Genomic DNA, 13,113 nt, shown 5'->3' on the forward strand with positions numbered 1-13,113 from the left:
TCCAGAGTAAAGAAGAAGTTTGAGGAAGTTGTGAGGACTACTCGCGCGTTTTCAGCACTGCAACTAAATCCAGATGATCTAGCTTCCGCCGCACGATTAATCCTGAAATGAATGCCGCACTGGTTACAACAATCACGGCAAAGGCATAGCTCGCACTCGTTACAATTGGCGGAAGTCGATAAAGTTCGGTGTTGTAGGCGATCGACAGCAGGACAACTAATCCATAGCCAACTAAAAAGCCAACGGGAATTGCTGCGATCGTTAATGCTGCCTGTTCTCCGAGTAGAACGACCGCAATTTGAACGCGTGAGAAGCCAATAATGCGCAGAGTTGCAAGTTCTCGACTGCGTTCGGATAAGGCAATTCGAGCCGCATTGTAAACGACACCAAACGCAATAATGCAAGCAAAGACGATTTCAACGGCATTCATGATCTGTCGCGTATCCGCGATCGTTTTCTGAAATCGCTCAATCGTGGTTTTGCGAAGGTTTACTGACGCGATCGCGGGCGTTTGCTTGAGTAATGCGTACAATCGATCCAGTTGAGCCGCATCGACTGCGAGGTACGCGCCAGAACTCGTCTCCCCTTCCTGCATCAATCGATTCAATGCCCGTCGTTCCATATAGGCAGATAAGCCGACTAAATCATCAACCAGTCCTGCAACTTTGACATACCGAGTCGGGCGATCGCCTTCTAGCACTTCGACAGTTAGCGTTTCTCCGGTTCGGATATGCAGCTTTTCTCCGAGTTTAGCTGTTAGTAAAATTCCGTCTATCGGTAATGGAATGGGATTGAGTTGTTGATCCACAAGTTGGTGCAATTGCCCGTTTTCGACTAATCCTTGAATGCCAAGCTGGTGCGTATACTGCTGATTGCGAAACCGAACAGCTACTATGCGAAACGGTTCAGAGTAAAGCACACCTGGTAAATGATCGACTTCATACCGCACGGATGCAGAACGTGGCTCATTGAAAATAATCGTGACATCTTCACGCTGCATTAAGCGGAATTGCACATCGATCAGATAGCTAATCGCATCTTGAGAATAGCGCCCAACAATTAACATGGCGATCGCTAAAGCAATTCCCACGATCGACAACAGTGCTTGAATCGGCTTCCGCTCTAAATTCCGTAGAATAATCCGTCCTACAGGCGAGAGAAAGCTCTGTAATCCCAATCTTTCCATCAATGTTCGCCGGAAATGAGCCGGAGGCTCTGGACGCATAGCTTCGGCTGGCGGCAGCGAAACGGCATGTCGAACTGCAACAAATGCCCCAATGATCGCCGCACTCGCACTAATCGCGATCGCACCTAACACTAATCCTAGACTAATCTGATAGTTCAAATTCGGAAAATGATAGTACTGCGTGTACATTTTCAGCATTCCTGAACCCATCCAGAGTCCAACCCCTGTGCCGATCGCGCCACCTAAAAACACAATGACTAAGACTAATTTTAGAAAATGCCATCCCACACTCCAGTTGCTATATCCAAAAGCTTTGAGAATCGCAATTTGATCGCGCTGTGTTCCAATCAACCGAGATAGCAGAATGTGGAGTAAAAAAGCAGCGATCGCCAAGAAAATACTTGGAACAATCATCGCGTGAGATCTGAGTTGAGTGATCTCGTCAGTCACAAACTTAGTCGAGATCTGATCTGCTTGCTCATACGCTCCAAATCCTCCATAAGGCTTGAGCAATTGATCGAGCTGAAAAATCACAGCTTCTGGATTCGTCTGAGGACTCAGAGAGAGGGCTAGATCATTAAATGCGCCATCAAGGTTAAACGCAGTGCCTAAAGCTTTTCTGCCCATCCAAAATACGCCGAACCGTTGATTGTCAGGCAGCACATCCCCCGCTCGAATTTCGTACACATATTCGGGTGAAAGTGCAATTCCGACAATGCTAAGCTGTTGCCATCGACCGTTGATAATGGCTCCAACGCGATCGCCTATTTTCAGGTGATTTGCGTTAGCAAATGCCTCACTGACTAAGACTTCTTCGGCTCGTCCAGGTTCTAGATACCGTCCTTGACGAATAAATAAATCATTGAGTATGGGTATCGGTTGCTCTGGTACAGACACGAGTCGCCCAATGGCTGGTTCTTTCTGTCCGGGCACATCCAGCGTGACATCCACTACGACTCTAGATTGAACCTGAGCCACTCCTGGAATTGCTTGAATTTGCTCGATGAGAGGCTCTGGCGCACGTTTGAGTTGAGCAAAAACTTGGGCAAGTCGATACTGCTGATAGTAAGCAGATTGCGATGCAGCGAGCGATTGATAAGCACTAATCATGGCAATAAAAATTGCAATCCCACAAGCCACGACTAATGCGATCGCAATCACCTGCCCGCGCAGTTTCCACAAATCTCGCACCAGTTTGTAATTGAGTGCTTTCATCACCACTCCAATGCCGAGGGGGCTAGCTTGTGTTCGTTGTATTGAATGTTTGTAATTTCGCCGCTGCGCATCGTAATCACTCGATCTGCCATGCCTGCAATTCCAGCATTGTGAGTAATCACAGCCGTAGTTGTACCTAGCTCTTGATTCACTTGTGCTAATGCTTCTAAAACAATCTTGCCAGTTTGAAAATCTAATGCCCCTGTCGGCTCATCGCATAGTAAAACTTCAGGACGTTTAGCGATCGCTCTAGCAATGGCAACGCGTTGTTGCTCTCCGCCGGATAGCTGAGCCGGGAAATGATCGAGTCGATCTCTGAGTCCGACTAATTCCAATGCTTGTTCCGGTTTCATCGGATGTCGAGCAATCTCAGTCACGAGTGCTACATTTTCGCGTGCGGTCAGGCTCGGAATCAGATTGTAAAACTGAAAGATAAACCCGACCGAATTTCGGCGAAATCGAGTTAAAACGGCATCATTCGCATTGGTTAAATCCTGATTGCGAAAGTAGAAATGCCCACTTGAGGGAATATCCAATCCGCCTAAAATATTCAGCAACGTGGATTTACCACTGCCAGAAGGTCCAAGCAGGACTACAAATTCACTTTCGTAGAGATCAAGATTTAGCGATCGTAAAGCATGTACTTCAACTTCTCCCATGCGATACACCTTGCTAATCCCTTCGACATGAAAAATCACAGGAGCAGATTGCCGAGTGGTTGGTTGAGCGAGGGAGATGTTCATAGGAGGTGAGGGGTGAGCGATGCAGAACCGATATTCTTCTTAGTTGTAGGCAAAGAAGTTGAGGAACTTGTGAGGGTTATCTAGACTGCGTTTCTATCCCGCACCGGATTCAAAACCCGGTGCTAATCGTGCGAACTCCCTGAAGGGACTCCCGAACTCAGCCATTGGCTTGGAAATGCAGTCTCTTCAGAGACTTTGTCCGACGAGCACGGGGCTTCAACCTCGTGCGGCGCGCTCGCGCTCGTGCGGCTCTCTCGTGCAGCTCTAAGCCTTATTGAATTTAGTTCTGCTCCGCCAGAGTTCCAATGATTTCGTAGCGACAAACACTACGATAAATAAACAAAACTGAACCAGAACAATGCTTGGGCCTGAAGGAAAATTGAAAGCACCTGACACTAGCATTCCGGCAATGCTGCTTAATGCTCCGATCGCAACTGACCCTGCCAAATAGGGATTAAATCGATGGCTGATCAATTTCGCAGTCGAAGCTGGAATGACAAGAAACGCATTGACTAGCAAAATCCCGATCGCTTTAATCGCTACTGCTACCGTCAACGACAACAGCACCACAAATAAATAACGATGAAACTGTACGGAAACACCTTGTACCTTAGCAACTGCCTGATTCAACGTTAAAAGAATCTGCTGTTTCAACGTCGCCATCAAGATCGTCACACTCACAATCAGTAGCAATCCTGTCAGTGTGATATCTGCCCAATTGACTGCCAGAATATCTCCGAACAGCACGCCCATCAGATTGCCCCGATAGCCTTGAATAAACGTCGTCAGAATCACCCCGATCGCTAAAGCTCCCGACAGTACAATATTCAGAACACTATCGCTCCAAAGATTGGTTTGATCAATCAAATAAAGCACTGCTACGCCAAACAGTAACGTGAATGGTAACAGCGTCCAGTTTGGATCGATTTGTAGCAAAACGCCGATCGCGATTCCAACGAGTGCTGCATGACCCACCGCATGAGAAAAGAAAGACAACTGCCGCAACGCCACAAAACTGCCTAAAAAACCACACAACAATCCCATCAGTACCCCGGCAACGATCGCGCGCTGCATAAAGGGATATTGCACAAGATTGATCAAATTAGTGCTGATGTCGGTAACGGCTAAAGGCAGATCCATAAGTTTGTAGCAAATTATCGCGGGATAGAGCGACCTCCGGCTTGCCTGTGCAAACCAGCGATCGATTCAGACACAGAACATAATCGCAGTGCCGATTCACCATGTCTAGATCATGCGACACTTGCAGCACTGTCCAACGTTCTTCTTGCTGAAGCTCGTGCAGAAATTGATAAAATTCCGCCTCGCCCTGCACATCCACTTCTGCAAAAGCTTCATCCAAAATCAGCAATTTGCGAGGACTGACTAAACAATATGCCAGTAAAACCCGCTTCAACTCGCCGCCGCTCAGCGTTCCGATCGCTTGATGATGTAAATGCAATGCATTCACTCGACGTAATGCAGTTGCTACGGCAGTGCGTTTCTGCCCTTTTCCCGTGTATCCCAATGCGACTAATTCTTCAACAGAAATCGGAAAGCTGCGATCGAAGATGAAATTTTGAGGCATATAGCCAATCTGCGATCGCAAATTTCCCAAGCGTCGAATCGGACGACCGAAAATTTCGACCGTGCCCGTGGATTTGGGAAGTAAGTCCAGAATGGCTTGGACTAACGTACTTTTTCCAGAGCCGTTCGGACCCACGATCGCACTGAGACTGCCCGCCGGAATTTCAAACGAAATATTTTCGATCGCAGTGTATCGTCCCCGTTGTACCGTCAGTCCTTCGACTTTCAAAATAGAATCAATCACTTGAAGGCTTGTGTGAGAGTTTGCAAATTCGATCGCATTGCTGTGAGATAGTACTGAGGGTCAGTTTCTCCCGCTTCTAGAGAATCTAGAGGGCGTAACGTCACTTTGAGATCATTAGAAAGACTATTCAATAATTTGTTATCGACCCCTGGTTCACTGAATAAGGCTTTCGCCTGAAATTGTTTGACTGCATCGACTGTGGCTTGCACATCGGCTGGAGAGAGTTGATCTTCAGGAATTTCAACCACCGCAACTTGTTTGAGGTCATACCGTTTTGCCAAGTAGGGAAAGGCATCGTGAAACGTGATAAAGGTACGGTCTTGAAAGGGTTTTAATGTTTGTTCAAATTCAGTATTGAGTGCTGCTAATTGTTGCAGATAAGCGGCTGCATTGGCTTCGTATTTCGATTTATTTTTAGGATCGGCGGCGATCAGCCCGTCTCGAATCGTGGTGACTTGCTGTTTGGCAAGTACGGGATCGAGCCAGACGTGCGGATTGCCGTCGCTATGGTCGTGATCATGTCCCGCTTCTTGCCCTGTTTTGACGACTTGCGAGGTTTCGCCGATCGGGGTAATCCCTTTGCTGGCATCGATCACTTTGAGTTTAGTGTTTTGTGCGCTTTTGATGGTGTCGTCGAGAAATTCTTCCATGCCTAAGCCGTTTTTGACGACGACATCAGTTTCGCTCAAGGCTTTGACATCAGCCGGAGTAGATTGATATTCATGCACCTCGGTTCCAGGTTTGAGCAGGATATCAACTTGTGCCGCATCGCCTGCAACGGCTTTGGTGAAGAGATAGACCGGGAGAAAAGTGGCGACGACGCGCAATTTCTTCTCAGAATTCGCAGCAGGGGAAGACTGGACATCTCCAGTCGTTTGGGGAGGCGGGGCGGACTGTGTACAACTTGTGAGCAGTCCAAAGATGAGTAGAGAGGTAGCACAAGCGATCGTCGATTTCCTTCTCATGAGAGACACTCCAACCGATGAAAAGACGAATTTCATCATACAGTGAGAATGAGTCTCATTTTAATTGATCTGAATTTCTTAATCGATTTCTCACTCTGGGATAAAACGGTTCTGTCGCCTCGGAGCGATTCTCAGAAACGCTGATAAATGTTCTATCATTACTTATGATTGTGCTGGTAATCGTTGAAATTCCAGCCCGACTTGAATAAAATGTGCATCTTCAGTGAGGACGTGAAGAATGCCAAACTCCTGCATCACTGCCATTGAAGTGAGATCCGTGAAAGAAATCTGTGGTTTATCGAGATACTTCAGGCGTAGGGTTGGGGCTTGGGAAAAGCGCGTTTCATCTATCTGAATCAGTTGAAATTGGTCGGTAGAGAATGCGGCAGAAAGTTGAAGCATTGCTTTCTGTGCTTGATAGGCATTGAGGCGCTTAAAAAATAAGGTAAAGGTTTCGTCTAGGACGAACGTTGTTGTGTAGATCAGTGTTTTTTGTTTAAGTAGAGTGCGATAGAGAGTTGCAACTTGTTGGTGTCGCCGTTCTCCAGCATCGTTTAAGGTTAACCATCCCCAAGTATCGATCAAAATGGAATTAACCATAGAGTGTGTCATCGATCGAGCTTGCAAGATGACCGTGGGTATTTGAGCCGACAAATTCAATTAGAGGGTCAACTGTTGTGGGATCGTTCAGCGGAAGAGGGGGGGTTTTCTGTAGAGTTTCGACCCACTGGAGCAGAAGAATCACTTGACGATCGCTCAGATCAGAAATCGCTTCAATCAGTTGTTGGCGCGGTGTAGTTTGGGAGTTCATTGTATGGAATGAGGTGTAACTCGGCTTCATTTTAGCAAGGATGAGATTGAGTTTTATTTGGGCGATCGCTCAGACAAAATTAGACCTCCAAAGATTTGGAAACCTCGGAGGTCTAAGCTCTATGTGATCGTTTTGAACAAACTACTGAAGCTCTGCCAATGTCGCCAGTACTTCACGACTATGGACGATCGGATTCACCCCTGTAAACGTCGCCCGCAAAATTCCTTCAGGGTCAATAATGAAGGTGTGCCGCGCCGATCGAACTCCGATCCAAGACCCATACGCCTTGCTGATTGTGCCTTTCTCATCTGCCAATAACGGGAATTTCAACCCTTCAGAATCACAAAAGTCACTGTGAGAATTCACATCATCTGCACTAATCCCCAACACTTGCGTATTGCGATCGCGATATTTCGGCAAATCTTCCTGAAATTTTCGCGCCTCTAATGTACAGCCCGGTGTAAAGTCAGCCGGGTAAAAATATGCCACAACCCATTGACCACGGTAGTCTGAGAGCGAAACCATGCCTGCGTCAGAATTGCTCGGCAAGGTAAATTCGGGTGCAGGTTTATTAATCTCAGGGAGCACTCCCCCCATGGCAAACGCTGGAAAAGTGAAGCTCAGGCTGGCAACGATCGCCAGCACACTACTGAAAAATCCAAGGATGAGAGTTCGACGGGTCATAAGCAACAAAACTTAATAAAAACACATCTTCTAATCTAACTCTCCTTGCAAAATTGTCGAGATTGCAGCTTTCGTCTTCAAATGAAACGCTTTCACATCGACACGATTGAGTAAGGTCACGGCGATCAACATGCCGATCGCTTGCAGCCCAAACACAAGCGCATAAGCCAAGGTCAAATTCGGGAAAATGGCTTTTCCTAAATCCAAAGCACCCCCACCCATAACCGTTGCTAACGCTCTCGCCAACGCCTGCGCCAAACCCCAAGCACCAATGAATGTTCCCGCCGTTTCAACTGCTGTGAGATCAAGCATCAAACTCAATGCTCCAGTTGTGGTCACGCCGGAAGCTAGCCCAAATAAGAACAATCCGCTTTGCAAAAGCTTTGGATTTGCCATAAAGCCCGCAAAGATGAGCAACGTCATACAAGCCGCAACGAGCACACAGCCGAGCTTTGCAGTTCTGGTTTTCCCTAACCGTGGCACGATCGCAAAGCCAGCACTACTAATGCCAACCAAGGTTCCCGTACCCCAAAACGCATTTAATCGAGTCGTCTCGGACACCGACATCTTGAACACTTGCCCACCATACGATTCCATCACTGCGTCTTGCATAAATAAGCTAATCGTCATCAAGAGCAAGAAAGAGAAAAATAATCCTGTTTGTGGAGAAGCGGTTAACACGCGGACTGCACGACCCAATGTAATTTGATCTTCGCGATCGTTGTCTTGCGATCGCGTTGCAAAGTGCGAATACTTTTTCTCAACTCCCAACGTTGCTAAGATACAAAGCCCGCAAACAATCCCTGGAACGATCATAAATAAGCGATCGACGGCTGGACGCAACTGTTCGAGTGGAATACTGCCCTCAGTCGGCAACAATCGAGAACTCAGAATTGCACCCAGAACAATTCCAACCATCAACATTGACCAAACGACCCCGACGAGTCTCGATCGATTGTCTTCCTCGGACACATCGACCAGCAAGGCGGCAAAAGGCGTGGAGCCTGCACTCAAGGTCAATCCATACAGTGCAAAGACCAATCCCAATACGACAAGCCACATCTGAGTCGGCGCTGCCCATCCTACAGATTGCAAGCTCGCGCCCAATTGCCACATGACTTGAACCGCGAGAAATGCCGCGATCGCAAACAGTCCTGAAGCAATCCAAACGTAGCCTGTGCGGTGATAGCCTGCGATCGGCTTCGCATCAGACAGTTGCCCAAACCATAAGCGCGCCGGAGCCATGAATTGATGAACTGCGATCGCACTGGCTGCGAGGGTTGCTGGAATTGCCAGTTCTTTAATCATGATGCGGTTCAAAACCCCCAAGGTTAGCACTGACATCATGCCGAGTCCCATCTGGTACAACCCAAGTTGAAACATCGTGAAAAGCTTGATTTTAGAAGGTGTTTTTACCGCTTCCATAACAAAATCTAACACTGCGAATTGATATTCATTAGCTTACGGTAGTCGCTAGGTCGTTCTAAAGGCGAATGTCAGAATTGAAATCAATTATTAAACTTAAAATAACGTTACAAACGCAAAGTGAGATCTGCATGGAAACATTGATGACGCTCGGCAAAACGGATTTGAAGGTTCCATCCCTGTGCATTGGAACTTGGGCGTGGGGCGATTCGTTGTTCTGGAGCTTTGGCAAAGAGTATGGAGAAGCAGATCTAAAACAGGCATTTGATCAAGCGATCGCTGCGGGTGCAACGTTTTTTGATACGGCTGAAATTTACGGATTGGGAAAGTCTGAGCAGTTTATCGGTCAGTTTATGCGGCAGAATCCGCAGCCGATTCAAATTGCGACCAAGTATATGCCCCTGCCGTGGCGCTTCAATGCGGATGCGGTGCATGATGCGGTGACAGCAAGTTTGCAGCGTTTGGGCGTAGATTCGATCGCGCTATATCAAGTGCATATGCCGTTTGACTTTTTTATGAGTAAAAAAACGCTGATGGAAGCGTTAGCCGCAGAAGTCGATCGCGGACGGATTCAAGCGATCGGCGTGAGTAATTATTCGGCAGATCAGATGCGAGAGGCACAAGGGTATCTCGCAGCAAAGGGAGTGCCGCTTGCTGTGAATCAAGTCCGATATTCGCTGCTGAATCGCGAGATTGAGGCAAATGGGATTTTTGACACGGCAAAAGATTTAGGCGTAACAATTCTGGCTTATAGTCCACTTGCTCAAGGGTTACTGACTGGCAAATATAAGCCGGAGAATGCAGATTCAGTGACCGGAGCGAGAAAGCTTGATCCAAAATTTAGTCGGCAGGGGTTAGAGAAACTGATGCCTGTGATTGAGCAGTTAACGGAGATTGGGAAAAAGTACGATCGCACTCCGGCTCAGGTGGCGTTGAATTGGTTGATTGCTCAGGGCAATGTGATTCCAATTCCGGGTGCAAAAACGGCAAGTCAGGCAGAACAAAATGCAGGAGCAATGGGCTGGACGATGGAACCGGAAGAGTTAACGAAATTGGATGCGCTAACGAGAAGCTATCGTAAGTAAGAGCAATCCGGAGATGGCTAGAAATTATGAGAATTCTAGCCATCTCTAAAAGGATCTTTTTATACCTTCAAAATATCCTCTTAGGCGTTATGGTCTAACCAAGCTGTCAAATCCTCGCTCTGGGTGAAGTCTAACAAGGCTTCGCCTAACGCTTCCAATTGCTCGATCGACAATGCTTCAACTTGAGCAGTGAGTTCTGGTGAAGGAGCACCAACTCGACGAGTGAGTTGTTTTAAGATCAGCGATCGCTCCCGCTGTTCTCCTTCTCGTAAAATCTCCTGATACCAGGGTGATTCTCGCAGTACTGCCATATCCCACCTCATGATTTGCCGCACAACTTCACTACTCATCACAAAACTAGCAAAAAATGCCAGCAGTGATTCCAATTCTACTAATTGCTCGTCCCTGCGCAATTGATTTAAGGCACGTTGTACCACAGTCGTCTCTCCACCATTCTTCAGCACGGGGACAAACGGCAAAAGTGCGTTCAACGATTGCTCAAATACGATCGTCGCTTCGACTTCCCATAGGTTAATCACGTGGTAATCTTGCCGCACCGCTAGCCCCATGAAATTTGATTCGTAGCGATTGAGAATCGTGACTGTAGATGCGGGGGGCAAGATGTTGATTAAGACTGGATAGGTCGGGAGGCTGTACTTCTCTTCAGCTAGAGCTGCATACGCTCGCATTCGCACGGGCAACTTGTCGTTGTAGCGCAACTGCAACTCATTGAGAATTAGAAACTCTCCCTGCGTGGGACTGTAAGCTTTTACCAAAACATCGTTTTCTCGACTGACCCACTGAAAGTCAGATCCGAGGATTCCTTGAGCAATCACATCGGGTTGCTGAGTTACCCATTGCACCCAGGCAGTCGGTGCCAGACTAATGAGACGTTTACTACCAATATCAGCTTTTTTGACCACAGACTATCGTTGAGAAGTAGTTCAAATAGCCTACCATCTTTTGATTGAAGTCGTAGATTTTGCCGAATGAGTGGGTGAATTCAATCTCAAAAAGTCGGATTCTTTGAGAAAAATCCGACTTCTACTCGATTACGCTCGATTGCCCAACAGCTTGTCTCGCAAGTGTTTGATCTTGTCGCGATATTTTGCTGCTTCTTCAAACTCCATCTTTTTCGCCGCTTCTTTCATTTGACCTTCAAGCTGAGTAATCAACGTTGGAATATCTTCTAAGGGAATCTCATCTGCGTGCTCATAGACTTGATCCAACTCTTGAGCATTCAAACGGCGCGACACTTCCAGAAATGCCAAAATCGCATTGTTCGATTTCTTGATGATCGGCTTCGGAACAATGCCATGTTTTTCGTTATATTCCATCTGGATAGCTCGTCGTCGCTCCGTTTCGCTAATCGCACCTGCCATGCTATCGGTTAAATTATCCGCATACAGAATGGCTTTTCCTTCTACATGTCGAGCAGCACGTCCCATCGTTTGAATCAGCGATCGCTTCGCTCGCAAGAATCCTTCCTTATCTGCATCCAGAATCGCAACCAGCGAAACTTCTGGTAAATCTAATCCTTCCCGCAGTAGGTTGACCCCAATCAGCACATCGAATGTGCCTTCTCGAAGGTCTTGCAGAATTTCGATCCGTTCGATCGACGTAATCTCCGAATGTAAATATCTAACGCGAATGCCGCGCTCTTGGAAATACTCGGTCAGATCTTCTGCCATTCGCTTCGTCAGCGTTGTGATCAGCGTACGTTCTCGTTTCTCAACTCGAATTTTGATCTCGTGCAGCAGATCATCGACCTGTCCCTGAGTCGGGCGCACAAAGACTTCCGGATCAAGCACACCCGTCGGTCGAATCACTTGTTCAACCACACGATCTTCTGAAATTTCGAGTTCCCAATCGCCCGGAGTCGCAGAAATGAACACACACTGATTCACTTTTGCCCAAAATTCCTCTGCTTTCAATGGGCGATTATCTGCCGCACTCGGAAGCCGGAAACCATGATCGATTAGCACTTTCTTCCGGGCTTGGTCACCGTTGTACATGCCTCGAATTTGCGGAATAGTTACGTGAGATTCATCGATCGCAAGTAACCAATCATCCGGAAAGTAGTTCAGCAAACATTCCGGCGGATCGCCAGGATTGCGTCCTGCTAGATGTCTTGAATAGTTTTCAACGCCATTGCAAAATCCTACCTCTCTCAAAACTTCCAAATCGTAGCGGGTACGTTGTTCTAAGCGTTGAGCTTCTAGTAATTTTCCTTCAGTCTCAAGCTCGACTAAACGCTGTTTTAGCTCTAGCTCAATGTCATCGCAAGCTTGCTGTAATCGATCTTCGGGTGTGACAAAGTGACGCGCCGGATAAATACTCACTGCGTCCATACTTTGCAAAGTCGCACCTGTTACCGGATCGATATAGCGAATCGCATCAATTTCATCGCCGAAAAATTCGACTCGAATAATGCGATCTTCGTAAGCTGGTCCAATTTCTAGAACATCCCCTTTGACTCGGAATTTGCCCCGACCCAGATCGAGATCATTGCGAGAATATTGCACAGACGCGAGATCTCGTAAAACTTGCCGTTGATTGATCTCTTCTCCAACTCGCAATGGAATCGACGCATTCAAGTATTCCGAAGCAATCCCTAACCCGTAAATACAGCTAATTGAAGCCACTACAATTACATCGCGACGTTCAAACAGCGATCGCGTTGCCGAATGCCGCAACATATCAATTTCTTCGTTAATCGAAGCGGTTTTCTCAATGTAAGTATCGCTGACCGGAATATAAGCTTCAGGCTGATAGTAATCGTAATAGCTGATGAAATACTCAACTGCATTATTCGGAAAGAATTCGCGCAATTCATTACACAGTTGGGCTGCCAGCGTTTTGTTGTGAGCTAGGAGTAAGGTCGGTTTGCCAATTTTCTCGATCGTTCTTGCGATCGTGTGCGTTTTTCCGGTTCCAGTCGCGCCGAGCAGGGTTTGATAACGATTGCCTGCCTGAATACTTTTGACCAGTTGTGCGATCGCTTTGGGCTGGTCGCCAGTCGGCTCAAAGGGAGTGTGGATGTTAAATTCTGGCATTGTGAATTCACTGGGGTTCTATTCAATTTTAGCGGTTTCTTTTCCGGCAGTGGCGGCACTTCTCTATCGATCGAGGGAGAAATTGATCACGCAACAATCCAACTCTAGCCAGACT

General features: G+C 47.1%; 12 protein-coding genes. 1 reads left to right on the top strand and 11 read right to left on the bottom strand.

Translation table 11 applies throughout. From position 1 onward, the window contains the following. Positions 1-37: 37 nt before the first annotated feature. From LEPBO_RS0114495 to LEPBO_RS0114535, 9 genes are all read right to left on the bottom strand, one after another. A complete protein-coding gene (locus LEPBO_RS0114495) occupies positions 38-2,401 on the bottom strand; it encodes an ABC transporter permease (protein ID WP_017288304.1) in 2,364 nt (787 codons plus the stop codon). Further along, positions 2,401-3,144 (bottom strand): ABC transporter ATP-binding protein, encoded by a 744-nt coding sequence (locus LEPBO_RS0114500; RefSeq protein WP_017288305.1) that lies wholly within the window; start codon positions 3,142-3,144, stop codon positions 2,401-2,403. The genes LEPBO_RS0114495 and LEPBO_RS0114500 overlap by 1 nt, the downstream gene beginning before the upstream one ends. Positions 3,145-3,408: 264 nt before the next feature. Beyond that, positions 3,409-4,284 carry a metal ABC transporter permease gene (locus LEPBO_RS0114505; protein WP_017288306.1) on the bottom strand — a complete coding sequence of 292 codons (876 nt, stop codon included), beginning with the start codon at positions 4,282-4,284 and terminating at the stop codon, positions 3,409-3,411. Next, positions 4,247-4,972: a metal ABC transporter ATP-binding protein gene (locus tag LEPBO_RS0114510; RefSeq protein WP_017288307.1), complete on the bottom strand. Its 726-nt coding sequence runs from the start codon at positions 4,970-4,972 to the stop codon at positions 4,247-4,249. Before LEPBO_RS0114510 ends, LEPBO_RS0114505 begins: the two co-directional genes overlap by 38 nt. Beyond that, positions 4,969-5,937, bottom strand: coding sequence for a metal ABC transporter solute-binding protein, Zn/Mn family (locus tag LEPBO_RS0114515; protein WP_036045906.1), 969 nt, complete (start codon positions 5,935-5,937; stop codon positions 4,969-4,971). Before LEPBO_RS0114515 ends, LEPBO_RS0114510 begins: the two co-directional genes overlap by 4 nt. A 162-nt stretch (positions 5,938-6,099) precedes the next feature. After that, positions 6,100-6,537 carry a type II toxin-antitoxin system VapC family toxin gene (locus LEPBO_RS0114520; RefSeq protein ID WP_017288309.1) on the bottom strand — a complete coding sequence of 146 codons (438 nt, stop codon included), beginning with the start codon at positions 6,535-6,537 and terminating at the stop codon, positions 6,100-6,102. Beyond that, positions 6,530-6,748, bottom strand: coding sequence for a hypothetical protein (locus LEPBO_RS0114525; protein WP_017288310.1), 219 nt, complete (start codon positions 6,746-6,748; stop codon positions 6,530-6,532). Before LEPBO_RS0114525 ends, LEPBO_RS0114520 begins: the two co-directional genes overlap by 8 nt. Before the next feature lie 141 nt (positions 6,749-6,889). Beyond that, positions 6,890-7,432, bottom strand: a complete 543-nt coding sequence (locus LEPBO_RS0114530) for a peroxiredoxin (protein WP_017288311.1) — start codon at positions 7,430-7,432, stop codon at positions 6,890-6,892. Positions 7,433-7,462: 30 nt separating this feature from the next. Beyond that, positions 7,463-8,857, bottom strand: coding sequence for a BCD family MFS transporter (locus LEPBO_RS0114535; protein ID WP_017288312.1), 1,395 nt, complete (start codon positions 8,855-8,857; stop codon positions 7,463-7,465). A gap of 131 nt (positions 8,858-8,988) precedes the next feature. Between LEPBO_RS0114535 and LEPBO_RS0114540 the strand changes: the two genes are divergently transcribed. Then, positions 8,989-9,942, top strand: a complete 954-nt coding sequence (locus LEPBO_RS0114540) for an aldo/keto reductase (protein ID WP_017288313.1) — start codon at positions 8,989-8,991, stop codon at positions 9,940-9,942. A gap of 80 nt (positions 9,943-10,022) precedes the next feature. Here the strand turns inward: LEPBO_RS0114540 and LEPBO_RS0114545 are convergent, their stop codons facing one another. Both LEPBO_RS0114545 and uvrB read right to left on the bottom strand, forming a co-directional pair. Further along, positions 10,023-10,865 carry a DUF4351 domain-containing protein gene (locus LEPBO_RS0114545; RefSeq protein ID WP_017288314.1) on the bottom strand — a complete coding sequence of 281 codons (843 nt, stop codon included), beginning with the start codon at positions 10,863-10,865 and terminating at the stop codon, positions 10,023-10,025. A 129-nt stretch (positions 10,866-10,994) separates the two neighbouring features. Continuing rightward, positions 10,995-12,998, bottom strand: coding sequence for an excinuclease ABC subunit UvrB (gene uvrB / locus LEPBO_RS0114550; protein WP_017288315.1), 2,004 nt, complete (start codon positions 12,996-12,998; stop codon positions 10,995-10,997). Positions 12,999-13,113 lie beyond the last annotated feature (115 nt).

This window comes from Leptolyngbya boryana PCC 6306 (assembly GCF_000353285.1).
GTDB lineage: Bacteria > Cyanobacteriota > Cyanobacteriia > Leptolyngbyales > Leptolyngbyaceae > Leptolyngbya > Leptolyngbya boryana.

Coding starts and splice junctions, on each gene's coding strand:
- LEPBO_RS0114525 (WP_017288310.1), bottom strand. CDS start 6,748: ATGAACTCCCAAACTACACCGCGCCAACAACTGATTGAAGCGATTTCT.
- LEPBO_RS0114500 (WP_017288305.1), bottom strand. CDS start 3,144: ATGAACATCTCCCTCGCTCAACCAACCACTCGGCAATCTGCTCCTGTG.
- LEPBO_RS0114530 (WP_017288311.1), bottom strand. CDS start 7,432: ATGACCCGTCGAACTCTCATCCTTGGATTTTTCAGTAGTGTGCTGGCG.
- LEPBO_RS0114540 (WP_017288313.1), top strand. CDS start 8,989: ATGGAAACATTGATGACGCTCGGCAAAACGGATTTGAAGGTTCCATCC.
- LEPBO_RS0114495 (WP_017288304.1), bottom strand. CDS start 2,401: ATGAAAGCACTCAATTACAAACTGGTGCGAGATTTGTGGAAACTGCGC.
- LEPBO_RS0114505 (WP_017288306.1), bottom strand. CDS start 4,284: ATGGATCTGCCTTTAGCCGTTACCGACATCAGCACTAATTTGATCAAT.
- uvrB (WP_017288315.1), bottom strand. CDS start 12,998: ATGCCAGAATTTAACATCCACACTCCCTTTGAGCCGACTGGCGACCAG.
- LEPBO_RS0114535 (WP_017288312.1), bottom strand. CDS start 8,857: ATGGAAGCGGTAAAAACACCTTCTAAAATCAAGCTTTTCACGATGTTT.
- LEPBO_RS0114520 (WP_017288309.1), bottom strand. CDS start 6,537: ATGGTTAATTCCATTTTGATCGATACTTGGGGATGGTTAACCTTAAAC.
- LEPBO_RS0114515 (WP_036045906.1), bottom strand. CDS start 5,937: ATGAGAAGGAAATCGACGATCGCTTGTGCTACCTCTCTACTCATCTTT.